We start from the raw sequence: 23,380 nt of genomic DNA, 5'->3' as shown, positions 1-23,380 counted from the left end.
CTCAAAAACAAATTGTACTACGATGGTTTTTGAAAAGTTCTGTATCACTACTCGCACCAGATGAGAAACCCGCATGAATGCTTGAAAATCAAGCGCTCATGCGGGTTTTTGTTTGTTTTGGAATGTGCAGATACGAACGAATGCCAGCGGTTTTAACGGCTTCTGACGCTCCCAAAGTCGTCAAAAAGTGGTAGAAAAGTGGTAAAAAAAACAAGAACAGAGGCAAACGTAAAAAGGCTCCACCAAACGGGAAACCGTTCGATGGAGCCTTTTCTTATGCGGAAGAAGGGACTTGAACCCTCACTCCGATGGAACTGGTGCCTAAAACCAGCGCGTCTGCCGTTCCGCCACTTCCGCACGGAGCTTATTAAGTGTATCAAGTTTGCACCCAAAAGTCAATTCCTGCGGCACAATTTTATAATCACATCCCGCGCGGCGCATACTAGCAAAAAAGATTCCGGGGAGATGGCGAACGTGAAACAGCAGGACCGAGCGCACCGAAAGGGCTGGAAGCGGGCAAAGCAGGCGGCAGCATGGCTGGCGCTGCTGCCGGTCGCTGCGCTGGGGTGGCTGTACAGCCGTCTGCCGGACCGCGTCTATCTGACGCCGGGCGAGGTTCTGGTGCTGCCCCGCTTTTCTTATGTGGAGCCACTGGGGGCGCACGGAAGCCAGAATGTCGCCAGCACCCGCGCGGTGGGAAGCTACCAGACCACCCTCTCGCTGGGCGGCTGGCTGCCGATCAAGACCATCCGGACCATCGTTACCGAGCGGATGCAGGTGACGGTCTGCGGGACGCCGTTCGGGGTGAAGATGTTCTCAGAGGGGGCGCTGGTGGTCGGCTTTTCGGACGTGGAACGCCCCAGCGGCGGCACGGCCAATCCGGCAAAGGAAGCCGGGCTGCGCCTGGGCGACCGGGTCATCCGCATCGGCACGACCGTGACGGAGGACAATGACGCCGTCAAAGCGGCGCTGGAAGCAGCGCAGGGGCAGGCGGTGGAGGTCGTGTATATCCGGAACGGAGAGCAGCTCCGCACGACGCTTGTGCCGGTCTGGGATGCGGCGGCAGGGCAGTGGCGGGCCGGGATGTGGGTGCGCGACTCCTCGGCCGGTGTCGGGACGCTGACCTTCGCAGACGATGCACGGGGCATTTTTGCGGGGCTTGGCCACCCCATCAGCGACAGCGACACCGGCGAGAGCATTGCACTGCGCACAGGGGAGATCGTCCCCTGCGAGATCACCGGCTGCAGCAAAGGAACAGCAGGAAGCCCCGGCGAACTGAAAGGGCACTTTCTGGGCAGCCGGGCCATCGGGAGCATCCGCATCAATGGAGAGAACGGCGTATACGGCACAACCCGCACACAGTTCGCCGGGCAGCGCATGGAGGTCGCCTTTGCGCAGGAGGTCACAACGGGCAGCGCGGAGATCTGGTCTACGGTGTCCGGTGAGACGCCGCGCCCTTATCAGGTCCGGATCGAACGGATCAGCGACGCAGACCCCAAGCGGAACATGGTCCTGCGTGTAACAGACCCGGCGCTTCTGGCGCAGACGGGCGGCATCGTGCAGGGGATGAGCGGGAGCCCCATCGTGCAGAACGGGCGGCTGGTGGGAGCAGTGACCCATGTTCTGGTCAACGACCCGACACGCGGCTACGGAATTTTTGCCCAGACCATGTTGGAACAGGCCGAAATCGCGGCGCAGAGGGCGCAGGATACAGAATCGTCAAAATGAATAAGCATCATTCGACAATGGATGCCATAATATGGCAAAAATAACCGTTGAAATCAATGGAAAAATATGGTAAAATCAAAAGCGTTAAGGGAACTGCACACTTTGGAGGAATGAACGATGGATAAAATTCGGTTTTTGATGTCGGATACCAGCGCAGAGATCACGGAAGCCTGCCGCGAAGCGTTGGAACAAAAAGGCGTGGAAGTTACGGTCGTCGAAAAGGACGGACAGAAGGTGCTTCAGAAAATGCTCTCGGTGCGGCCGCAGGTGGTGCTGCTGGACGCTTTTATGCCGGGGCTGGATGCACTGGCCGTCAAGCAGAAGTACAACGCCGCAGGCGAGCGGCACACCTCGTTTTTTGTGACGGGTGCGTTCCAGAGCGAGGAAATGGTCCAGGAATTGCTGGATGAGGGATTTGCGTACTATTTCGTCAAACCGTTTGACGAAAATGTCCTCGCCAGCCGGGTCGTGAAGGTGGCAATGGGCAAGGAAAAGCATCACCTGCCCACCAGCGTGGACAGCGATGAGCTGACCGTGACGGAGATCCTGCACCAGATCGGTGTCCCCGCCCACATCAAGGGCTACCAGTTCCTGCGGGATGCCATCCTGCTCACCATGAACGAGCCGGAGTACATCAACGCCGTGACCAAGCGGCTCTATCCGGAGATCGCCAAGAAAAACGGCACCACCGCCAGCCGCGTGGAGCGCGCCATCCGCCACGCCATCGAGGTTGCATGGGACAGGGGCGATGTGGACACCCTCAACAGCTACTTCGGCTATACCATCCACAACCTGCGGGGAAAACCTACGAACAGCGAGTTCATTGCGATGATCGCTGATAAAATGCGGCTGGATAAGCGGCAGCGGGTGGGGTGAAATATTTCGCGGTATCGAAGTATATGGAAGTATATAAAGGAATAAATTGGAATTGCTGGAAATTTGACTTCTGTTTATCGCTATAAAAAATGTGGGGATGATGGCTCCATGGCGATAAATAAGTTGAACGCAAGGCAATGGATCTCCTGTATTTATTTGGGGTGCAGTTCCCGATGCGTACAGGAGATTTTTGTTGTTGAACGACCAAAAATCAAAAATTCCCCCTTGCATTTTTCAAAAGTTGTGCTATAATATTTAAGCAATCGTTTCCAAGGCCGCTCGTGGGGGTAGCCGATATTGAAGGTTGTGATGGGCACATACATTGATAATATGGCCCCAATACGTCAGAACCAGAAATGAGGTGAAAAAGAATGAAGCAGGGTATCCATCCGAATTACGTTGACTGCACCATCACCTGCGCATGCGGCAACGTCATCAAGACCCGTTCCACCAAGCCTGAGATCCACGTCGAAGTTTGCTCCAAGTGCCATCCTTTCTACACTGGTAAGCAGAAGCTGGTCGACACCGGCGGACGTGTTGAGCGCTTCAACAAGCGCTTCGGCCGTAAGTAATTTTACTGGTCTTTTCCAAAGCGCCGTCTCCCTTGTGGAGGCGGCGCTTTTTTGCGTGTTGGGGCAGAAAAGCGCGAACGGTGGAACCTTTCGGAACTTACACGACTTTATCTTATTTTCATCACATTTGCAGACTAAAATAAACCAGCAACGAAATCCATCGCGTTCTGCGCGGCCTTTGAGAGGAGCGTTATTTGTGATCGAAGTTTCTCATCTTACCAAAAAATACGGGCACCGTCTGGCGGTAGAAGATGTTTCCTTTGCAGTGGCAGACGGCGGCATCTGCGGCCTGTTGGGGCCGAACGGTGCGGGCAAGTCCACCATTATGAACATCCTGACCGGGTATCTGTCCGCTACCAGCGGGCAGGTCACGGTGGCGGGGCACCCGCTGCCGGAGGAGGCCGATGCGGCAAAGAAGTGCGTCGGCTATCTGCCGGAGCAGCCGCCCCTCTACCCGGAGATGACGGTGCAGGAATATCTGGACTTTGCGGCCGAGCTCAAGGGCGTCAAGAAGGCCGAGCGGAAAGAGCAGGTGCGCAGCGCAGCCCGCCGCACCGGGCTGGAAAAGGTCCTGCCCCGGCTCATCCGCAGCCTCTCCAAGGGCTACCGGCAGCGGGTGGGCATCGCGCAGGCGCTGCTGGGCAGCCCGAAGCTCATCATCCTCGATGAGCCTACCGTCGGCCTGGACCCGGCGCAGGTCATCGAGATCCGCAAACTCATCCGGGAGCTGGGGCAGGCCCACACGGTCATCCTGTCCAGCCATATTCTGAGCGAGGTGCAGGCGGTCTGCCAGCAGGTGCTGATCCTGTCCAAAGGCAGGCTGGCGGCATCGGGCAGTCTGCAGGAGCTGACGGCGAACGGCAGGAGTCTGGAAGAAGTCTTCCTGGAACTGACCGGCGGCGAGACCGAGGAGAGCACAGGGGAGGAAGACGAATGAACGCCATTTTCAAGCGGGAACTCCGCAGCTATTTCCACGGGATGCTCGGCTATCTGCTCACAGCCTTTCTGCTGGCGTCGTCGGGCATCTATTTTCTGGCGCTGAACCTCGGCTACGGCCTGACGGATTTCAGCTACTATACGCTTTACCGCACGATCTTCATGCTGCTGCTCTACATTCCGGTCCTGACCATGCGGTCGCTGGCCGAAGAGCGCCGCAGCCGCACCGACCAGCTGTTGCTGACCAGCCCGGTCTCCGTCTGGGGCGTAGTGCTGGGCAAGTTCTTCGCGATGTGCGCCGTATTCGCGCTGCCGTGCCTTGTGGATGCCGTGATGATCCTCATCCTCTGGGCACTGGGCGGAACAGTCACCGCGCTGGCCGCAAACTTCGCGGGTCTGCTGTGTTATTTTCTGCTGGGCTGTGCGGCCATTGCCATCGGCGAGTTCCTCTCCGGCCTGACCGAAAACCCCATCATTGCAGCGGTGGCGGGCTTCTCGGTGCTGCTGCTGGCCTATATGATGCCCAGCCTGCGCAGCCTGTTCAATGCGGGCAGCGCGGTGGCGCTGGTCGTCTTTGTGGGAATCGCGGGTGCGGCATCGCTCCTTGCCGGGCTGCGCACCCGGAGCTTTGTTCTGGGGTGTCTGGCCTTTGCAGTGTGCTGCCTGGGGCTGACGGGCCTTTTCCTCGTGAAGAGCGCCTGGCTGACCGAGGCGTTCAGTGCGGTGCTGAGCGCTCTGTGCCTCTTCACACCCTTTGAAGATTTTGTCAACAACAGCTTTTCCATCCCGACGCTGGTCTATTACCTGACCGTGACGGCGGTGTTCCTGTTCCTCACGGCGCAGGGCATCGAGAAGCGCCGCTGGAATTAAAGGAGGTGCGCAGCGATGAAGTTCTTCCCCAAAGATAAGACGGCCCTGAATGGGCGGGTATTCCGCAGCGGCCTCTATTCCGCTGCCATCACGGCTGCCGTCCTGGTTCTGGCCGTGCTGGTGAACCTGCTGGTGCGGGCCCTCCCGACCAAATACACCACGTTCGACCTCTCGGAGGCCGGGCTGTATACCCTCAGCGACAGTTCCGCGCAGGTGGCGCAGGGCCTGACGCAGGATGTGACCATCTACTACCTCTGCGAGACCGGCAATGAGGACCAGATCATCTCCAAGCTCCTGGACAAATACGCTTCCGAGAGCAGCCATATTACCTGGGAAATCAAGGACCCGGCCATTTACCCGACCTTTGCAGCCCAGTACGGCGCACAGGATGCTGCGTCTGGAAGTCTGATCCTGGTCTCCGGGGAGCAGAGTGTCGTGCTGGACGCCTCCGACCTCTACGATTATGACTATTCCGACTACTACACCACCGGCAGCTATCGTGTGACGTTCTCCGGCGAGAGTAAGATCACCTCGGCCATCTACCGCCTGACCAGTGGGGAACAGAAACACGCCTACTACACCACCAACCACGGGGAGCAGGCCCTGACCGACACGCTGACCGATGCACTGGAAAATCAGAACCTCTCCCTCACGGCGCTGGACCTGCTTTCCAGCGGCAGCGTCCCGGAGGACTGCGACCTGCTCATCATCAACGTCCCTGCACAGGACTTTGCCTCGGCGGGCGCTCTGGTGGATGAGATGAGCCTTCTGCGCAGCTACCTGAGCGCAGGCGGCAAGGTTCTGCTCACGACCGATACCTATTATAATACGCCCAATCTGGACGCTGTGATGGCCGAATTCGGCCTGACCCGCGCCGAGGGGCTGGTGGTCGAGGGCGATTCCGGCCACTTCATGAACGGCTACCCCTACTATCTGCTGCCGGACTACGCCAGCCCCACCGAGACCACGGCGCTGGAGGGGGTGGATACCAGCCGCCATGTTCTGCTCCAGATGGCGCAGGGCATCACCCTGACGGAGACGGAGAATGTGACCGCAGAAGCGCTGCTCACCACCTCCGATGCGGCCTACAGCAAGGCGGCCGGGTACGAGATGACCACGGTGGAGAAAGAGGATGGCGACACGGATGGCCCCTTCACGCTGGCAGCCTACGCCCGCAATACAGCTACCGATGCGGAGGTCATCTGGATCAACTGCGGCAACATGGACAACGAGAGCGCGTATCAGGTCGTGCCCGGCAACTGCACCTTCCTGCAGGGCTGTGCATCCTCGCTGGCGGGGCAGGTCGGCAGTGTGCTGATCGACTCCAAGGCGCTGGAAGCTGCCCCCATCAGCGTCTCCAGTGCACAGGCGGCGGTGCTGGGTCTGGTGTTCATCCTGATCCTTCCGGCAGCGCTGCTGGCGGCAGGTGCCGTCGTGGTCATCCTGCGGCGCAGAAAGTGAGGCCCGCATGAAAACGAAACAGCGCACCCTCATCGTTCTGCTGGTTCTGGTCTTTCTGGCGGGTGGAGCCTTCGCAGCCCTGACGGCGAAGAACGAACAGGCCGCACAGGCCGAAAGCGCTGCGGCGGAGGGCACCATCCCGCTGTCCTCCTTTGCGGCGGGCGACCTGACCGAACTTGCGGTCACGTACAACGGCGAGACGAATACCCTGACGGTTGCAGACGGCAGCTGGACGCTGGCCGAAGACCCGGCCTATCATCTGGACGCCACCGCCTGCAACACGATGGTCACCGCCCTGTCGGCTCTGAACGCCAAACGCCAGCTGACCGAAGAACCCGGCGAGAACTACGGCTTCACGGACGAGAGCCTGACCGTCACGGTCACAGCGGCAGGAGAGACGAACACCTTCACCTTTGGGGCAGAGAATGCCGCCACGGGGGATATCTACCTGAAAAAGGCCGGGGACGATGCCCTGTATACGGTAGCGGCGTCCAAGGCGGCCTGCTTTGCTTTGAGCCGCACTGAGCTGTTCGGTGCCTTCAATCCAGCGGGGCTGACCCGTTCGGCCATCGAATCCGTCACCCTTGCCTGCGGAGACGAGCCGTTCACCCTGACGGCGGTTTCGGAAGCCGCAGAGTCCGACCGTTCGGTCGACTCCAAAAGCGACAGCGACAGCACGGCGTACACCACGGTCTGGAGGCTGGCCGATGCACCGGATGCAGAGCTGGACGAAACGCAGGTCAGCAGCCTGCTTTCGGCCCTCAGCAGCTACGTCACGGCGCAGGATCCCCACGGCGATGCGTCCGGCATGAAGCAGCTGGCTGCCGCCACGGTCCGCACAGCGGACGGCGAACGGACGCTGACTTATTACGAGGGCACGGACGGCTATTATCTGACCGTGTCGGGGGACGCATCCCTCTACACGGTGGATGCCGCCACCGTGCAAACAGTGTGCACCGCAAAGGACCGTTACAAAGCGGCTTCGTGAAACAAAAGTTCATCTGGCAGTCCTTTTTGAGCCCGGAAGTTTCCCGCAGAGGAGCCTCCGGGCTTTTTGATGTTCCGGCCCGGTTTTTGTCCGGTGCGTAAAGTTTGGGCAAACTGTGTCAGAGCGATTGACATTTGTACGGAAATTGTATAAGATAGACACGAACAGGGGGAGAGACTGCGCAATTTGTCACCCAAGGCACGGCGCGTGGGGACCGATCGCCCTGGTACGAGGGATGGGGACACGAGCCCTGTCTTTTTTCGTATCTGAGTTTAAGGAGGATTTGGTATCAATATGGACAACTCGGTGATCGTTTCACTGCGGGACATCGTAGTGGAGTTTGACGGCCAGCGCATTCTGGACGGATTGAATCTCGATATCCATGACAAAGAGTTCGTTACGCTGCTGGGTTCTTCCGGCTGCGGCAAGACCACGACCCTGCGGCTGATCGCAGGCTTTTTGGAGCCGAATTCCGGCAAAGTTCTGCTCAAGGGCGAGGATATCACCGGTGTGCCGCCCTACAAGCGCCCGGTGAACACGGTGTTCCAGAAGTATGCGCTGTTCCCGCATCTGAACGTGTTCGAGAACGTGGCCTTCGGCCTGCGGCTGAAAAAGATGGACGAAGAGACCATCCGCCGCAAGGTGCGCGATATGCTGGAAGTCGTGGGTCTGAAAGGCTTTGAGCGCCGCAGCATCGGCCAGATGTCCGGCGGTCAGCAGCAGCGCGTGGCCATTGCCCGCAGCCTGGTCAACGAACCGGAGATCCTGCTGCTGGACGAGCCTCTGGGTGCACTGGACCTCAAGCTGCGCAAGGAGATGCAGCTGGAACTCAAGCGCCTGCAGCGCGAGATGAACATCACGTTCATCTATGTCACGCATGACCAGGAAGAGGCCCTGACCATGTCCGACACCGTCGTTGTCATGAACGGCGGCAAGGTGCAGCAGATCGGCACCCCGGAGGATATCTACAACGAGCCGAAGAATGCCTTTGTGGCGGACTTCATCGGCGACTCCAACATCGTGGATGGCGTGATGCACAAGGACTTCCTCGTTTCCTTCTCCGGCGTCCAGTTCCCGTGCGTGGACCGCGGCTTTGCCCGCGAGCAGAGCGTGCAGGTCGTCGTCCGCCCGGAGGACATCGAGGTCGTTTCGCCGATGGAAGGCCAGCTGGTGGGCGTCGTCAATGACGTCATCTTCAAGGGCGTCCACTTCGAGATGCACGTCGATGTGGAGGGCCGCGAGTGGCTCATCCATTCCACCCGTGCCTGCACCCCCGGCGAGACCATCGGGATGCGCATCGGCCCCAACGAGATCCACATCATGGCGCGTTCGTGAGGGGTGAGCCGAAATGATGAAGATTTACGATCGAAAGCTCGCGTATCCCTACTTCGTGTGGATGACGCTTTTCACGGTGGTGCCCCTCATCATCGTGGTGTATTATGCCCTGACGGACAGCGACGGCAATTTTACCCTGAACAACCTGCTCTCCATCAGCGGCTATGGCTCGGTGTTCGCGCGCAGCCTGCTGCTGGCCCTCATCGCCACGGTCATCTGCCTGATCATCGCGTTCCCCGTCGGCTATTTTCTCTCCCGCCTGCGGGTGAACAAGCAGCACATCATGCTGATGCTGGTCATGCTGCCCATGTGGATGAACTTTCTGCTCCGCACCTATGCGTGGATGGGTCTGCTCAGCGTCAACGGCCCGGTCAACGCGGTGCTGGGTGCCTTCGGCCTTGGCCCATACACCATGCTGAATACCTCCGGTGCGGTGGTACTGGGCATGGTGTACAACTACGTGCCCTATATGATCCTGCCGCTCTACACCAGCATGACCAAGATCGACCAGAGCATCGTGGAGGCGGCGCAGGACCTGGGCGCTTCCACCACCCAGACCCTGCTGCGGGTGCTCATCCCCATGAGCGTACCCGGCATCAGCACCGGCATCACGATGGTCTTCGTCCCGGCGGTGTCCACCTTCGTCATCAGCCGGATGCTGGGCGGCGGTTCCAACCTGCTGATCGGCGACCTGATCGAGATGCAGTTCCTCGGCAACAGCTACAACCTGAACGTCGGCTCGGCCATGAGCCTGGTGCTGATGATCATCGTTCTGCTGTGCATGAGCTTTACTTCGAGCTTCGACGAGGATGAAATGGAGGGGGTGTCCTGATGAAAACGAAACATCTCCGCCTGATGCAGCGGGTCTATATCATCCTGTTTTTCTGCTTCATGTATCTGCCCATCGCGTATATGATCGTGTTCAGCTTCAATCAGAGCAAGGGCTATGCGCTGTTCACCGGGTTTACGCTCAAGTGGTACACCAGCCTGTTCCACAACGCCTCCATCCTGCGGGCGCTGGCCGTCTCGGTGGAAGTGGCCCTCATCTCGGCCGTCATCGCCACGATCCTGGGCACGGCGGCTTCGCTGGGCATCGCTTCCATGGGCCGCAAGAGCCGCCTTGTGGTGACGAACATCACCTATATCCCGGTCGTCAACCCGGAGATCATCACCGGCATCTCGCTGATGCTGCTCTTCGTGGCCTACCAGCGTTTTGCGGGCCGGGTGGAGTTCCTGCCCGATACCATCATGGGCCTGCCCACGCTGCTCATCGCGCATATCGCGTTCAACGTGCCGTATGTCATCTTCAACGTCACGCCCAAGCTCAAGCAGCTGGACGTCAAACTGTATGAGGCGGCTCTGGACCTCGGCTGTGACCCCAGGCAGGCGTTCTTCAAAGTCATCCTGCCGGAGATCAGCCCCGCCATTCTGTCGGCCTTCCTCATCTGCCTGACCTACTCCATTGATGACTTCATGATCTCCTACTTCAACTGCGGCACGGTGGAGACCCTGCCCATCGCCATCTACTCCATGACCCGCAAAAAGGTCAGCCCGGAGATCTATGCCCTGTCCACCATCATGTTCGTGGTCATTCTGACCATCATCCTGATCTCCAACGCCATGGAGAGCCGCGGCTACCGCCGGGACCAGAAGGCACTGAGAGGGGAGGATGCCGCATGAAACAGATGAAGCGCATGGTGCTTTTGCTGCTGACGGTGGTGTTTGCTGTCAGTCTGCCGCTTTCGGCGTTTGCCGCCGGGACCATCGAGGTCACGGAAGACGTCTCCGTTTCGGATGATTACGACTGGACCCGCTTCAAGGGCCAGAACGTCACCCTGAACGTCTACAACTGGGGTGAGTATATCTCCAACGGCTCGGACGACAGCGTAGACGTGGTGGATGCCTTCCAAAAGCTGACCGGCATCCACGTCAACTACACCACCTTTGATTCCAACGAGTCGCTCTACGCCAAGCTGAAATCCGGCGCGGCGGATTACGATGTCATCATCCCGTCGGACTATATGGTCGCCAAGATGATCTCGGAAGGGATGCTCGCAAAGCTGAACTTTGACAACATCCCCAACTTCCAGAACATCGACGAAGTCTACCGCAATGCCGACTACGACCCCGCCAATGAATACACGGTGCCGTATATGCTCTGCACCACCGGCATCATCTACAACACCACCATGGTGGACAAGGCGCCCGCCAGCTGGGCCGACCTGTGGGATGAACAGTACGCCGGAAACATCCTGATGTTCAACAACAGCCGGGATGCGTACGCCATCGCGGCATTTGCCACCGGCCACAGCATCAACCCCCAGTCCACCGAGGAAGTGGACGAGGTGGTCGGACACCTCAAGGCGCAGAAACCGCTGGTCCAGGCCTATGTCATGGACGAAATCTTCGATAAGATGATCGGCGGCGAGGCGGCCATCGGCGTCTATTATTCCGGCGACGCCATCACCATGATCGACGACAACCCCGACCTGGCCTGGGTCTTCCCGGAGGAGGGCAGCGTCCTTTCGGTGGACAGCATGTGCATCCCCGCCACCAGCGAAAAGCAGGAAGCCGCCGAAATGTTCATCAACTTCATGTGCGAAGTGGACATCGGCAAGGCGAACGCCGAATACATCGGCTACACCACCCCCATGCAGGCCGTGTGGGAGGTGCTGGACGAGGACCTGAAGTACAGCGAGATTGCCTTCCCTTCGGAGGAGATCGAAGCGAAGGAAAAGGTCTTCACTGCCCTGAGCGATGAGGTCAACAGTGAGCTGGACGTCAAGTGGAGCGAGATGAAGAGCTACGACGAGGGCGGCAGCGGCATCGTCTTTCTGATGCTGCTTCTGGCCATGGTCGCGCTGGCCTGCTTCAACATCTGGCGCAAGCTGCGCAAAAAATCGCGGAACATGTATTGATCCATGCAGGCTGCGCCGCAAACGGTGCGGCCTGTTTTTGATAGAGAGGATATTTTTACCATGGAACTGAACCACTTTACTGAAACTGCGACCGTTCTGAACGCCGACTGTGATTTTCACCGGAAACTCAAACCCAGCGCCCTGTTCCGTTATGTGGAGCAGGCTGCGGCGGATCACGCCCGCGCCTACGGTATGGACGACGATTTCTTTGCCGCCCGCCACACGGCGTTTCTGGTGGGCAAGCAGGCCGTGGAGGTCTACCGGATGCCCACCCGCGGCGAGAAGATCACGCTGGATACCGCCTGTGAGCCTTGCAAAAAAGGCTCGATGAAGCGGATCACCCACATCCTCGACGAGGCCGGGAAAGAGCTGGCCCTCGTGGACTGCCGCTGGATCGTAGTGAACACCGAAATGGGGCACATCATGCGGCAGCCCAGCTGGTGCACCCCCAACTACGAAAACGAGGATGTGGAAGAGGAGCTGCCTCAGCTGGTGCACAAATGCAAGGAGTTGACCCCGGCGGGCAGCTGGACGGCCAGCTACTCGCTGTGCGACCTGAACGGCCATGTGAATAACTCGTTTTATCTGGACATCGCCTGCGACGCCCTGCCGCTGGATGCCCTCCGGAAGGGCCCGCTGCGCTTCGCCTCCATCAAGTACCACCGCGAGATCCCGATGGGGGCGCAGGTGGCGGTGGCCTATGCGCCGTCGGCCGACGGCTGGTATGTGGTGGGCCGCCGGGACGGGCACATAGCCTTTGAGTGCTATCTGGAATTTTCCAGCGAAGCGGCTGAGAACGCCTGAGAAAAAATTACAAAAAAATTACAAAAACTTTCGCAAAACCCCTTGCAAAATGGTTTCAAAAGAGTTACAATATAGTTACAAGAAGAGCGAAAGCTCTTCTGCGTGAAATCTTTTTCTTCTTGTTATCCGTGGATATCGGGTGCGCACCGCTCCTCCTCCGGCTGTTCTCCTTCGCAGCTGTTGGTGTGCACCGCACAGGCGGTATCCTCGCTTCGTGTGCAAAAGAGCTCGCTCCCGTTCGGGGGCGGGCTTTTTTGCGCCCTCAGGCCCGCAGCAGGGGAGAACGGCCCGCATTTTCGGGAATAAAGTGTTACTTTCCACCGTTTTCTTAGACAAAGTGTCTGGTTTTCGCAAGGACAGTTTTGGAAAGTTTGTTTTGCGAAATGCTTGCGTTTGTGCCGGTTTGTGTTACAATAGGTGCAAGCATTTTTAGCATCTTCCAGGCACGATAAGTGAAATGAATTTGCCGCCGTTTCTACGGGCTGCACGAGAGAAAAGGAGTTTGAGTATGGCATATTTCTATGAAGAACCTTCCCGCACCTTTGGTGAGTACTTGCTGATCCCCGGCTATTCTTCTTCGGAGAATGTCCCCACGGCGGTCAGCCTGAAGACCCCGCTGGTCAAGTACCGCAAGGGCGAGGAAGAATGCCCGCTGGAAATGAACATTCCCATGATCAGTGCCATCATGCAGGCAGTCTCCGGCGACAAGCTGGCGATCGCGCTGGCACGCGAGGGCGGCGTTTCCTTTATCTATGGCTCCCAGAGCATTGAGAACGAGGCAGCGATGGTCCGCCGCGTCAAGAGCTATAAGGCCGGCTATGTCGTCTCCGACTCCAATCTGGCCCCGACGGCCACCCTGCACGATGTGCTGGAGCTGAAGGCCCGCACCGGCCACTCCACCATTGCCGTCACCGCCGACGGCACCCCCAACGGCAAGCTGCTGGGCATCGTGGCCTCCCGCGATTACCGCGTCAACCACACCCCCGATGACGCTTCCGTCACCACCTTCATGACCCCCATCGAAAAGCTGGTCACGGCCCCGGAAAACACCTCCCTGCATGACTGCAACAACATCATCTGGGACAACAAGATCAACACGCTGCCTCTGGTGGATGCCGAGGGAAACCTGAAGTATTTCGTCTTCCGCAAGGACTACGACTCCCACAAGAAGAACGCCAACGAGCTGTTGGACGCCAACAAGAGCTATGTCGTGGGTGCCGGCATCAACACCCGTGACTACGCCGAGCGTGTTCCCGCTCTGGTGGAGGCCGGTGTGGACGTCCTCTGCATCGACTCTTCCGAGGGCTATTCCGAGTGGCAGAGCCGCACCATCGGCTGGATCCGTGAGCACTACGGCGACACCGTCAAGGTCGGCGCAGGCAATGTGGTCGATGCAGAAGGCTTCCGCTTCCTGGCAGAGGCAGGTGCCGACTTCGTGAAGATCGGCATCGGCGGCGGTTCCATCTGCATCACCCGCGAGACCAAGGGCATTGGCCGCGGCCAGGCTACCGCTGTCATCGAGGTCGCCAAGGCCCGCGATGAGTATTATAAGGAGACCGGCATCTATGTGCCCATCTGCTCCGACGGCGGCATCGTCCACGATTACCACATCACCCTGGCGCTGGCCATGGGCGCAGACTTCGTCATGCTGGGCCGCTACTTTGCCCGCTTTGACGAGAGCCCCACGAACAAGGTCCGCATCAATGGCCAGTATATGAAGGAGTACTGGGGCGAAGGCTCCAACCGTGCCCGCAACTGGCAGCGCTATGACCTCGGCGGCTCCACCAAGCTGAGCTTTGAGGAAGGCGTGGACAGCTATGTCCCGTATGCAGGCCCCCTGTCCGATGGCGTCCAGACCACGCTGTACAAGGTCAAGAGCACCATGTGCAACTGCGGTGCGCTCTCCATCCCGGAGCTGCAGCAGAAGGCCAAGCTGACGGTCGTTTCCTCCACTTCCATCGTGGAGGGCGGCAGCCATGACGTCATGCTGAAGAACGCGACTCCCAACATCATGAATGGCTGATCACAATTGAATCGAACGGCTGCTTCCCGGCTTCTGGAGGCAGCCGTTTTTTCTGGTTTGGAAAAAAGATTTTGCCTGCACCCGCCGGAATTTTACAAAACCTCTTGCACCCATCCGGGAAAGATGCTATCATGATACAAACACCCTGTCATGACAGGGTGGAAGAGCTCCGCGCCGCACCTGAGATGCAGACCGGGCCGGGGCGTTTTTTCAGCAGCCGCCCGGTATCGGCCGCTGTATGGATATGAAGAGAGGAAACTTTCATGGACGAGATCAAAGTTGTTCCGTATATTCCGGATGAAGATTACGATAACCCTGCCATGGTCGTGGATTTCTACGAGTTCACGATGGCCAACTGCCTGTTCCTGCACGGCTTCAAGGATACGACGCTGGTGTTCGATATGTTCTTCCGCAAGAACCCCGACAACCAGGGCTATTCCATCAGCGCAGGCCAGCGCAAGCTGACGCGCTTTTTGCTGAACTATCACTTCAACGAGCAGGATATCTGCTGGCTGCGCACCAAGGGCATGAGTGAGGAGTTCTGCGAGTATCTGCGCACCTACCGCTGGCAGGGCGACATGTACGCTCTGCCCGAAGGCACGGTCTGCTATCCCCATGTGCAGATGGTCCGCATCGAGTGCGACCTTGTGGGCGCTATCCTCATCGAGACCTATCTGCTGCAGACCATGAACTTCCACAGCCTGATCGCCACCAAGGCGACCCGCGTCACCGGTCTGAACACCCACACCCCCCGCAGCGTCATGGAGTTCGGCACCCGCCGCGCCCAGGGCGAGAGCGCGGGCAACGACGGCGCGTATGCAGCCGTTCTGGGCGGCTGCATCGGCACCGCCAACTGCCTGGCCGAGATGAAGTATGGCCCGGAGGTCAAGGCCGTCGGCACGGTGGCCCACAGTTTCATCGAGTTCTTCCCGACCGAGTTCGACGCCTTCAAGGCCTTTGCCGATACCTATCCGGATTCCGTCAGCCTCCTGCTGGATACCTATAATATCATGGAGAGCGGTCTGCCCAACCTCATCAAGCTGGACGATTACCTCATCGAAAAGTATCCCAACGACCCCAGCCGCCGCGTCAAGAGCGCCCGCATCGACTCCGGCGACCTGGCCCGCGGCTCCAAGCGCCTGCGCAAGGCGCTGGACGCAGCAGGGAAGCCTTACATCAAGCTGGTGGCGTCCAACGGTCTGGACGAAAAGAAGATCGCCAACATGGAGCTGTATGAGCACGCCCATTTCGATTCCTATGGTGTCGGCGAGAACCTCATCACCTCGGCTTCCGACCCCGTCTTCGGCGGCGTGTACAAGCTGGTGGCCGTCAAGCGCCCGGATGGAACCTATCAGCCCAAGATGAAGTGTTCGGATTCTGCCAGCAAGGCCATCATCCCTGGCAAAAAGATGCCGTGGCGTCTTTACGATGAAAACGGCCAGGCACAGTGCGACCTGATCGCCATGGATGGCGAGAAGATCGAGGCAGGCAAGCCTGTCACGATGGTCAATCTGGATTCGGACGCCATTGAGCGCACCGTGACCATCACCCCCACCAAGGTGAAAAAGCTGCTGGTGCCGCACATCCTCCACGGCGAGCTGGCCATGGAGCTGCCCTCCATCGCAGAGAAAAAGGCCTACATCGCCCGCCAACTGACCGATGAGACCTGGGAGAGCGAGCTGCGCCTGGAGTGCCCCCACAAGCACTACGTCAACATGAGCCCCGCCGTCGCCGAGTGCCGCTCCCGCATGTATGCCGAGCTGCATGGCGGCAAGGTATAACTTGACAAATCGGGATTTCTATTGTATGATATGAATTGCCGTTTGCAGCTCTTGTAGCGGCAGTTCATTTAGAAGCCACTGTGGTGAAATTGGCAGACACGAGGGACTTAAAATCCCTTTCTGGCGACAGAGTGCGGGTTCAAGCCCCGCCGGTGGCATGAGAAAGCTCAGAATTGTTCGTTGATTCGAATGATTCTGGGCTTTCTCTTTTTGCCCCATTTTTTGGAAGCATTGGATGGGCGAGAGGGATTTTTCGCGAAAAAAGGAGGAGTCTCTCTCGTGCGTAACCGTGATTTAAGACCCACTGCCAAGGCAAACCCCACCATCCAACAGGCCTTTGAAAGGTTCCAAAAGTACAACCGGCTCAAGAACCTCTCCCAAGGCTCACTCGACTTCTACGCTGCTAAGGGCAGAAGCTTCTTTCGGTTTCTGGGGGACACAGAACAGCCCATCACTACCATCACAGAGGAAACGGTGGAAGACTATATCTTCTATATGAAGGACCAGCAGCTCCACGATACGACCATCAATACGAACCTGCGCATGGTCCGGGCGTTTTTATACTGGTGCATGGAGAAAGGGTATCTGGAGCAATTCTCTATCAAGCTGGTGCGGGCAGATGATCCAATCAAAGAACCCTACACCACCGACGAGCTGCAGAAGCTGCTGAAGGAACCGGACTGCAAGACGTGCTCCTTTGCTGAATACCGCAACTGGGTCATTGTCAACTTCCTGCTTGGTACCGGCTGCCGTGCATCCACGCTGCTCAACCTGCAGATCGGTGCTATAATGACCTTACCCCCGGAAGGTTTCGTATGAAGCCCAGAAGTAAAGATGATGTTTCCGAGGGCCATTACGCGGACCCATAGTGATGGACTGCGTAACATATTTTATCTGTTCGTCGAGGTTCAGGATACTGAGCCTCACCTAGACGAATGGAGGTCTCAGCCTAAGGCGAGACGCATGATTAGATAGAGTAGTTTCCCAGAAGCTGTATTCTGCCGGTATACGGTATGAGTGCGGCTTGGGAGTTCTATCTTTTTGTGCGTCTTTTTTTTGTTGCTATTTTTTAGAAGGTGCACGATGTAGCGTGAAAAAGTATAAAAATGTGCCAAAATCGCAAACGAATATAAGGAGTAAAATATGAGTTCTCTGAGTTTCTTTCCGTTGATCCCTGCTGTGACCACTGCTTCAGCTGCGCCGGTCTACCATGGAGGCATGATTCCGTGTCTGGGAGATGTGGAGCCGGTAAATACCCGGTGGCTTATTAAAGGATACTTCCCGATGGGTGCTGTGTCGGTCGTGGCAGGTCCCGGCGGCGTGGACAAGGGCGTATTCATGGCGGATGTAGTGGCTGCCATAACGACCGGACGCCCCACGATGCTCTTCCCTGATGCTGCAGTTGCACAGGGGAATGTTTTAGTACTTACGAGCGAGGATGACCCCGGCATGTCTCTGGCTCCGCGCATGATCGCGGCAGAGGCGGATATGCGCAGGGTGTTTTACGCGACTCCCGGCTGGTACTGGCAGCAGAAAAAGAAAAAGCTTGTTGTTGGGGCAAGCTTGTTTGAGCTTATTGATGAGCTGCATCCGGCACTGGTTATCATCGACCCGCTCAGGAGCTTTCTGGAGGGTAATGCAGCGGCAAATGGTGATGTGATGCGCAGGGCGCTTGATATGTTGCAGGAAAAAGCATTGGCAGACCAGTTCAGCGTGGTCATTGTATCTCACATGGTAAAGAAGGCGGGCGATGATGCGCGGATGCTGCTGGCTGGTTCGGGTGAGCTGTGGAATGCCGCTCGCAGCGTGACCATTCTGGGGAGACTGCCGATGGACGAGAGCGTCACCTATGTAACGCAGGAAAAGCTGAACGTTGGCACTAAGGCACGTAGTATCCTCTTCCATACCCAGACGGTAGGTGTGAAAAATAAGGCAGGCGCAGAGGTGGAAACCGTCAGGGCAGTGCTGGCGGCGACCACGGAGAAGCATTATAAGGAGTTGATGGCCGACAAGCCGATGCCATTGGAGCCGTCGCAGCAGGATGCCAAGGAGTCCATCATGGCCCTTCTGAAAGAGCAGGGACCGATGGCTGGTATGGATCTGAAAAAGCTGGTAATGGACGAAACAGGATGCAGCAAACGCACCGTTGAGCGGGCACATACATGCCTTGTAAAAGAAAAAAAGATCCAGACCAAGCGGGTGCGGCAGGCTGACGGAAAGTTCAAGTTCATCACGTCCTTGTGCGCTGTACGGGCGGTGAGACGAGTGTGTGGCGAAGTTGCATAAAAATGACGAATAAGCGACAGAAATCAACTTCGCCAGTGTGGCGATGTTGGCGATGTTGAGTGGAATGGGGAAAAACCAAAAGAGACATAGTATCGCCAATAAGCGAAAAACGGCGCAATTTCGCCAATAGAAGCACAGGAGGTGGTGCACTATGGATGGCATGATTGCCTGAACGGACGTCGGAGAGCGGCAGAAGGGAAAAACCAAATCCTCTCAGTGCTGGAAACGATGCCTGATACGACGCTTTATACGGATTGTTTTATACCTGATGTAAAAATGGCGTGCGCTTGTTAAAAATCAACAAAAAGGCAATAGCACCTTTCAAAAAAAAGTATTATTGGACTTTACTTAAAATACAGAAGAAAAAATCACAGATAACCATTGAATTTTAATACAAGTTGTGATATACTGTTGGCATAAATAAAACAAGAAGATTTGATAGCATATAAAGAAAAAACAATAAGGCGTAATTTAGCAACGCCCAGTTGACTGCCAAAAAATACAATCCGATTATATAGGAGCATACAAATTATGACACGAAGCAAAAAGAACACCGCTGGAAAGCCGACGACAGCGACACAGCTCTCGCCCATGATGACCGTTGCCGAAGTGGCAGAGCTGCTGGGGTTCGGGCAGAATTTTGTCTATCGGCTGGTGAGTAAACCGGGCTTCCCGGCGGTAAAGGTGGGCAATAGCTACCGAATCTTCCGCGAAGGGCTGATGGAATGGCTCGATGCGCAGAAGGTCAATAACACCCCGGAGGTGCTACATAATATGTGGGACCCAGAAGTTGCTCCGTACCCCGCCGGGGGAAAGCTGGAAAATACGATTATAGACATGAAAAAGGAGATCAAAATGAGCTTTTTAAAAGATGTATTTCAGACCGCTGACGAGATCAAGCAGAGTCGGGAGAAGTTTAAGGATGCCGTAGATGTAAGCAATCGTCAGGCAGAGGCGCTTATTCGACCGTATTTGAGCGAAGCGCAGAACGAGATCCTATCTGAAATTCTGGAAGGGCTGGTTACGTCCGTTGCCGAGCACTCGTTCCAAATTGGCTACAACAGCGCCATGCAGACGTTTGCAGAAGCGGCGGCAGCAATCGAGGCAAAGTCCCATGCGCAACAGTAAAACAAAAACCGCCTTACCTGCTGCAACAGGCAAAGCGGCTATAGAGACGGGAATATATATGTATTGCTAAAGTTCCCGCCACTATAATAGCACAGAACGAAGCGTTTGACCAGAGCTTTTTGGGTAGATGCTAACAAACCGGCGCATGGTCTGGCAAGATAGCTGGGCTGTGCGCCTTATATTTTTATAGGAGCAATATTATTTTATGACTGAAGAAACAAATGTTACCACTACACCCATGCAGCCTGTATCTCTGCCCAAAAATAAACCCAACGATGCATTGTCTATCTTGGCGCTATTTGGGGATCTTACCGACATCGGCTTGGACCCCTGTGAAGAGTTGCCACGCGTACCTGCTCCGATGACGAAACCGCAAGCAGCCGAACAGGAAATGATTTGGTCACTGGATGATATCCGCCGGGAAGAAATGCTATTTGAACGGGCTTTACCGGCTTTGCCAGAGGACACACGCTACGTCTCACAGGCCATCGGCGACATTATACAAAGCTGGGGCGTTGGCCGCTATGTGATCGATGCAGGGACAGGTGCAGGTAAAACGACTGCAATCATGGACTTATTGAAGAAAAATATGACGAGCTGCCCAAGATTCAATGTGGAAAATCGAAAGCGAATTCTATATCTTTGCAACCGGAAAACGCTGTGGGAGCAAATCGTCCAAGCCATTTTAGCGGATGGAGTCGAAAGGGATTTCCGAGATACAGACCTGGTTAGATTGGCGATGATCGAGTGCCTGAGTTTTGAGTTTGTAGAGGTGCAAACCTATCAAAAGCTCCAGAAAGACTATCAGGAAGACCCGGAGAAGACGCTGGAACACATCAAGCGTTGCTACACCTATATTGTCTGTGATGAGGCTCATTATTTTGTGAATGATGCCAAATTCAACCACAAGACGAACATGGCGTACCAGTGCATCGAGCAGTTGGTTTCGTGTAAAACAGCGATCTACATGAGCGCCACGATGGACTTCTTGATTCAGAAGTGGAAGGAGGAGGGGACACTTCCCCCAGAAAACTACTACCGAATCCCAAGAAGAAAATCGTGTGTCTCAGAAATTCGATTCTACTATCGAGATGCTGAGCGTAAGGCTCTCTTGGATTCCATTCCACCAGATGAAAAAGTGGTCGTTTTTGTAACGAGTCATGCCGCACTTGAAAAAATGAAGCTGATATACGGTGATGCGGCTTCCTACTACTGCTCTGACCACAACAAGTCCGGCGCGATGGATACTCTGTATGATTGTGTCCGGCACGGAAAGCTTTTGAAGCGGATCCTTTTTACTACGACTGTCTTCTATAACGGTGTTGACATCAAAGACGAGACGGTCAAACATATTTTCATTGAGCAGTGGTTGCCCATGGAGGTGATTCAAGAGATCGGCAGAAAGCGGCCAGTGAGTGAGCAGGATACCTTTAAACTCTATCTGCGCGGCAAGGGAAAACGGGAGCTGGAGACGCGCCTTAAAGAGGCCACCTATAATCTTGAACCAGCGCTGTGTTATCGTGCAGGCGGGGAGACTTGGGAGAAGTTTTTGGCAGCTCCGGATGTAAACGAGCGAATCGGTGAGGAGTCCACTTTGTACTACGATCATCGAACAAAAGAGTACCATATCAACGAGATGAAAGAGATGTTCTTCCAGTATCAGAAAAGTGTCGCACTGAAAATGTTACAGGATGGATATCATGACGCAATTCTTAGTATGATTCGGGGCGATTTGGGTGGTCCTGTTCCAGAGTATAAGTCGGATAATGTGTCAGCCTACATTGCGGAACATCTCAATGAGCCTATGCTAAAGGATGAGCTAAAGGCAGCACTGATTCGCGTCCTGAATATTGTTCCGGCTAAAGGACGCTCTAGCCAAGAGACGATCGGCAAATTGCTTTTAAATCGAGAGGTTCAAAAATACGGGGTAGAGATTATAACAACAAGAGAAACAGCAGGGAAATGGCGGTTTAAGACAGTCTGGATGCTTGTGGAACTGAAATAATGATCGACAAAATGTGCAAAAACGCGTGCCGATACTATAGAAACTACACGAAAAATTGCACAATGTCACAAAGCAACAAAGAAGTAAGATGCGCATAAAATTCACTACACTATATAGTAAAGTGAAAAATATACGCATATCGATTATGGAAGTTTGGCTACTGATTTGAGTGGTCGGGCTTTTATTATGGATGATTAAGAATGGAAGCGTCTTTTATTGACAAATTCTATTCTGCGTGGAATGATAGCTGAGTGCTTTCGAACGTCCGAAGAATGAGGATGGGCGGAAACGCTCAGTTATCATGAACACGCCAACGGAAATCTTGACTAAGCGAACCTGTGAGCTTTTTCAAGATTGGAGTTGCTCTAAATCGTATGAGCGACAGCGAATGTATCACAATGATTCGATTCATCGTCAAAATATATGGTGCTTCTTCGAAAAGATCAAAATAATGTTGATTCTCAGTTTGTTGAAAAAACACGATGATGCGTCGATATTGAGAAACAAGTGAGCGTCTGACCGGCGGATGGCGTCACAAATCGTTACGCTATCTGGATTGACACGATTGAAAAGTGCACTTGGATCAAAATGCGACATGTTATCGTTGATTAATATAAGGGCGTCTACACTGTGAACACCGTTTGATGGCCGGATTTTGGGCTGTCAGAGGGAGCCGCATGCCACGACCATCCTGCAACACGGCTCAATTTGAGCTGGGTTCAGAAGCTCAGTGGACAAAACAATTAACGAAATCCATATTCTATCGATGATACGATCAATGAACATTATCCAAATCGGTAAAAGTTCAATAGCGCTCTGATAAAGGCGTCGGTATTTCGCGGTAGCCCTCGATTTGAGGGGTGCACAAAACTCCGCATAGTACATGACGGCTTTCTATGACACTGTGCAGATTTTGACAAATAATTTTACGGTATTTCGCTTTTTTGCGATTAACTCTTACCAACCTGGTAACGGTTGAAATCGAATCAAGATACAAAAACACCCCACTGCTCGGCATAGAGTAGCGGGGTGTTGCTGTTGAAGGGCGCTTATTTCAGAATAGAAAGATCGTCATAGCGGGCGACACCATTATAGAGCAGCTCAAGCATAGCCACGGCAGAGGGGCGACCATTCAAAGGATAGCCAGCCAGTTCCTGAACGCGATCGGGGAAGAAATCCCATGCGACCTTGGATGCCCGGCGGACCGTGCTTTGGACTGCTCTGGGCCCGCGCAGATTTTTGTCGGCAATGGGCGTGTAGATCTCTTTCTCTACGGCTCGCAGGCGGTCTTCATCCTCGGCAATTAGCGTCAGGGCTTGTGATAGAATCATGTAGGCGTTCATGTTGCGGGTGATCCCGACGTAGCGCAGTACATCATTGATACGGGCGGACAAATCGGAAGTAACCATTTTTGACACCATTCCTATTACATATATTTGAATCAGTTCCATCCTGTTCGAAATAAATGTAACGCAGAATATGCCAAACCTGGCGAAAAGCGTCCAAATACGTCGCTAAGTGCTGAAATGTGTCACAACGGCACGGCGGCGGCGTGAATTGGCAGGGGTATAGTAGGGGATAGGAGAGTGGCGGCAGGGTGCTTGGCTGGATGATAACATGGTATATACAGTCTATAAAGGCATTCGCATTCGGCTGGGTGCTGTAGCGG

The 23,380-nt window shown here is 55.5% G+C and carries 18 protein-coding genes, 2 tRNA genes and 1 pseudogene; 19 read left to right on the top strand and 2 right to left on the bottom strand.

Going from position 1 to position 23,380, the window contains the following annotated elements; genetic code table 11:
• Positions 1-277: 277 nt before the first annotated feature.
• A tRNA-Leu gene (locus DWY95_RS15465) sits at positions 278-357 on the bottom strand.
• Between the two features lie 117 nt (positions 358-474).
• On the opposite strand from DWY95_RS15465, the gene spoIVB reads away from it, so the two are divergent.
• The 19 genes and pseudogenes from spoIVB to DWY95_RS15370 all read left to right on the top strand — a co-directional run bounded on the left by spoIVB (position 475) and on the right by DWY95_RS15370 (position 21,711).
• Entirely contained in the window at positions 475-1,728 is a 1,254-nt protein-coding gene (gene spoIVB / locus DWY95_RS15460; RefSeq protein ID WP_243082843.1) for a SpoIVB peptidase, read from the top strand.
• A 117-nt stretch (positions 1,729-1,845) separates the two neighbouring features.
• Entirely contained in the window at positions 1,846-2,604 is a 759-nt protein-coding gene (spo0A, locus tag DWY95_RS15455) for a sporulation transcription factor Spo0A (RefSeq protein ID WP_097792156.1), read from the top strand.
• A gap of 371 nt (positions 2,605-2,975) precedes the next feature.
• Positions 2,976-3,176: a 50S ribosomal protein L31 gene (gene rpmE / locus DWY95_RS15450; RefSeq protein WP_005926533.1), complete on the top strand. Its 201-nt coding sequence runs from the start codon at positions 2,976-2,978 to the stop codon at positions 3,174-3,176.
• Positions 3,177-3,372: 196 nt separating this feature from the next.
• Positions 3,373-4,026, top strand: a pseudogene (locus DWY95_RS15445) (ABC transporter ATP-binding protein); the annotation flags it as partial.
• 83 nt (positions 4,027-4,109) lie between these two features.
• Positions 4,110-4,982, top strand: a complete 873-nt coding sequence (locus tag DWY95_RS15440; protein ID WP_118554177.1) for an ABC transporter permease — start codon at positions 4,110-4,112, stop codon at positions 4,980-4,982.
• Positions 4,983-4,997: 15 nt separating this feature from the next.
• Positions 4,998-6,443 carry a Gldg family protein gene (locus DWY95_RS15435; RefSeq protein WP_118554176.1) on the top strand — a complete coding sequence of 482 codons (1,446 nt, stop codon included), beginning with the start codon at positions 4,998-5,000 and terminating at the stop codon, positions 6,441-6,443.
• A gap of 7 nt (positions 6,444-6,450) precedes the next feature.
• On the top strand, positions 6,451-7,431 hold the full coding sequence (locus DWY95_RS15430; protein ID WP_118554175.1) for a DUF4340 domain-containing protein: 981 nt from the start codon (positions 6,451-6,453) through the stop codon (positions 7,429-7,431).
• A 294-nt stretch (positions 7,432-7,725) separates the two neighbouring features.
• Complete coding sequence (potA, locus tag DWY95_RS15425) at positions 7,726-8,766, top strand: spermidine/putrescine ABC transporter ATP-binding protein (protein WP_118554174.1); 1,041 nt, start codon at positions 7,726-7,728, stop codon at positions 8,764-8,766.
• Positions 8,767-8,782: 16 nt separating this feature from the next.
• Positions 8,783-9,598: an ABC transporter permease gene (locus DWY95_RS15420; protein ID WP_097792193.1), complete on the top strand. Its 816-nt coding sequence runs from the start codon at positions 8,783-8,785 to the stop codon at positions 9,596-9,598.
• Positions 9,598-10,446 carry an ABC transporter permease gene (locus tag DWY95_RS15415; protein WP_118554173.1) on the top strand — a complete coding sequence of 283 codons (849 nt, stop codon included), beginning with the start codon at positions 9,598-9,600 and terminating at the stop codon, positions 10,444-10,446. The genes DWY95_RS15420 and DWY95_RS15415 overlap by 1 nt, the downstream gene beginning before the upstream one ends.
• Positions 10,443-11,684, top strand: a complete 1,242-nt coding sequence (locus DWY95_RS15410; RefSeq protein ID WP_243082841.1) for a spermidine/putrescine ABC transporter substrate-binding protein — start codon at positions 10,443-10,445, stop codon at positions 11,682-11,684. The genes DWY95_RS15415 and DWY95_RS15410 overlap by 4 nt, the downstream gene beginning before the upstream one ends.
• A 60-nt stretch (positions 11,685-11,744) precedes the next feature.
• Positions 11,745-12,488 carry an acyl-ACP thioesterase domain-containing protein gene (locus DWY95_RS15405; protein WP_118554172.1) on the top strand — a complete coding sequence of 248 codons (744 nt, stop codon included), beginning with the start codon at positions 11,745-11,747 and terminating at the stop codon, positions 12,486-12,488.
• Between the two features lie 508 nt (positions 12,489-12,996).
• Positions 12,997-14,511, top strand: coding sequence for an IMP dehydrogenase (locus DWY95_RS15400; RefSeq protein WP_097792164.1), 1,515 nt, complete (start codon positions 12,997-12,999; stop codon positions 14,509-14,511).
• 263 nt (positions 14,512-14,774) lie between these two features.
• Positions 14,775-16,292: a nicotinate phosphoribosyltransferase gene (locus tag DWY95_RS15395; RefSeq protein WP_118554171.1), complete on the top strand. Its 1,518-nt coding sequence runs from the start codon at positions 14,775-14,777 to the stop codon at positions 16,290-16,292.
• Positions 16,293-16,366: 74 nt separating this feature from the next.
• Positions 16,367-16,450, top strand: a tRNA-Leu gene (locus DWY95_RS15390).
• Positions 16,451-16,571: 121 nt separating this feature from the next.
• Positions 16,572-17,111: a phage integrase SAM-like domain-containing protein gene (locus DWY95_RS15385; RefSeq protein WP_158577574.1), complete on the top strand. Its 540-nt coding sequence runs from the start codon at positions 16,572-16,574 to the stop codon at positions 17,109-17,111.
• A gap of 324 nt (positions 17,112-17,435) precedes the next feature.
• Complete coding sequence (locus DWY95_RS15380; protein WP_118554169.1) at positions 17,436-18,578, top strand: AAA family ATPase; 1,143 nt, start codon at positions 17,436-17,438, stop codon at positions 18,576-18,578.
• Positions 18,579-19,109: 531 nt separating this feature from the next.
• Complete coding sequence (locus DWY95_RS15375; protein WP_243082839.1) at positions 19,110-19,706, top strand: helix-turn-helix domain-containing protein; 597 nt, start codon at positions 19,110-19,112, stop codon at positions 19,704-19,706.
• 205 nt (positions 19,707-19,911) lie between these two features.
• Positions 19,912-21,711, top strand: coding sequence for a DEAD/DEAH box helicase family protein (locus DWY95_RS15370; RefSeq protein WP_118554168.1), 1,800 nt, complete (start codon positions 19,912-19,914; stop codon positions 21,709-21,711).
• 1,049 nt (positions 21,712-22,760) lie between these two features.
• Here DWY95_RS15370 and DWY95_RS15365 read toward each other — a convergent pair.
• Entirely contained in the window at positions 22,761-23,120 is a 360-nt protein-coding gene (locus DWY95_RS15365; protein ID WP_158577573.1) for a sporulation initiation factor Spo0A C-terminal domain-containing protein, read from the bottom strand.
• Between the last annotated feature and the right edge of the window lie 260 nt (positions 23,121-23,380).

It is taken from the genome of Faecalibacterium sp. AF28-13AC (assembly GCF_003478405.1).
Taxonomy (GTDB): Bacteria; Bacillota; Clostridia; order Oscillospirales; family Ruminococcaceae; genus Faecalibacterium; species Faecalibacterium prausnitzii_E.
The sequence above is the reverse complement of the archived record's forward strand: the minus strand, read 5'-3'. Positions and strand labels throughout refer to the sequence as shown.

What these genes read in the sequence shown, in the direction of transcription:
- DWY95_RS15410 (WP_243082841.1), top strand. Translation starts at nt 10,443, where the DNA reads ATGAAACAGATGAAGCGCATGGTGCTTTTGCTGCTGACGGTGGTGTTT.
- spo0A (WP_097792156.1), top strand. Translation starts at nt 1,846, where the DNA reads ATGGATAAAATTCGGTTTTTGATGTCGGATACCAGCGCAGAGATCACG.
- DWY95_RS15405 (WP_118554172.1), top strand. Translation starts at nt 11,745, where the DNA reads ATGGAACTGAACCACTTTACTGAAACTGCGACCGTTCTGAACGCCGAC.
- DWY95_RS15440 (WP_118554177.1), top strand. Translation starts at nt 4,110, where the DNA reads ATGAACGCCATTTTCAAGCGGGAACTCCGCAGCTATTTCCACGGGATG.
- rpmE (WP_005926533.1), top strand. Translation starts at nt 2,976, where the DNA reads ATGAAGCAGGGTATCCATCCGAATTACGTTGACTGCACCATCACCTGC.
- DWY95_RS15400 (WP_097792164.1), top strand. Translation starts at nt 12,997, where the DNA reads ATGGCATATTTCTATGAAGAACCTTCCCGCACCTTTGGTGAGTACTTG.
- DWY95_RS15415 (WP_118554173.1), top strand. Translation starts at nt 9,598, where the DNA reads ATGAAAACGAAACATCTCCGCCTGATGCAGCGGGTCTATATCATCCTG.
- DWY95_RS15365 (WP_158577573.1), bottom strand. Translation starts at nt 23,120, where the DNA reads ATGGTTACTTCCGATTTGTCCGCCCGTATCAATGATGTACTGCGCTAC.
- DWY95_RS15435 (WP_118554176.1), top strand. Translation starts at nt 4,998, where the DNA reads ATGAAGTTCTTCCCCAAAGATAAGACGGCCCTGAATGGGCGGGTATTC.
- DWY95_RS15395 (WP_118554171.1), top strand. Translation starts at nt 14,775, where the DNA reads ATGGACGAGATCAAAGTTGTTCCGTATATTCCGGATGAAGATTACGAT.
- DWY95_RS15380 (WP_118554169.1), top strand. Translation starts at nt 17,436, where the DNA reads ATGAGTTCTCTGAGTTTCTTTCCGTTGATCCCTGCTGTGACCACTGCT.
- DWY95_RS15375 (WP_243082839.1), top strand. Translation starts at nt 19,110, where the DNA reads ATGACACGAAGCAAAAAGAACACCGCTGGAAAGCCGACGACAGCGACA.
- DWY95_RS15370 (WP_118554168.1), top strand. Translation starts at nt 19,912, where the DNA reads ATGACTGAAGAAACAAATGTTACCACTACACCCATGCAGCCTGTATCT.
- potA (WP_118554174.1), top strand. Translation starts at nt 7,726, where the DNA reads ATGGACAACTCGGTGATCGTTTCACTGCGGGACATCGTAGTGGAGTTT.
- DWY95_RS15430 (WP_118554175.1), top strand. Translation starts at nt 6,451, where the DNA reads ATGAAAACGAAACAGCGCACCCTCATCGTTCTGCTGGTTCTGGTCTTT.
- DWY95_RS15420 (WP_097792193.1), top strand. Translation starts at nt 8,783, where the DNA reads ATGAAGATTTACGATCGAAAGCTCGCGTATCCCTACTTCGTGTGGATG.